This is a genomic window from Rhodovulum viride (assembly GCF_003265965.1).
GTDB lineage: Bacteria > Pseudomonadota > Alphaproteobacteria > Rhodobacterales > Rhodobacteraceae > Rhodovulum > Rhodovulum kholense.
Genome location: NZ_MUAV01000255.1, coordinates 1 through 285, shown reverse-complemented (window position 1 = coordinate 285; position 285 = coordinate 1). Strand labels below are relative to the sequence as shown.

General features: G+C 70.5%; 1 protein-coding gene. It reads left to right on the top strand.

What is annotated here, in order from left to right; translation table 11 throughout:
- Positions 1-41 precede the first annotated feature (41 nt).
- Positions 42-285, top strand: a 244-nt coding sequence (locus tag BYZ73_RS22085; RefSeq protein ID WP_281269518.1) for a primase-helicase zinc-binding domain-containing protein, incomplete at its 3' end; no start/stop codon positions are given.

Sequence of the window (285 nt, the reverse complement as noted above, 5' to 3'; positions counted from 1 at the left end):
AATTTCCGGGACGCCGTGCCTCTGTTTTCGTGCGGTCTCGCATGACCCCGCGCGAGGATCCCCGACTGGCCGAGGCGCGCGCGCTGCCGATTGCCGAGGTCGCGGACCGGCTCGGCATTGCCGGGCTGAAACCGCCGCAGGGGATCGAGCGCGTCGGCCCCTGCCCCGTTTGCGGCGGGCGCGACCGCTTCGGGATCAACACCGCCCGCAACGTCTATAACTGTCGGCACTGCGGCGGCGGCGATGCCATCGCGCTGGTCGAGCTGGTCAAGGGCTGCGAGTTCC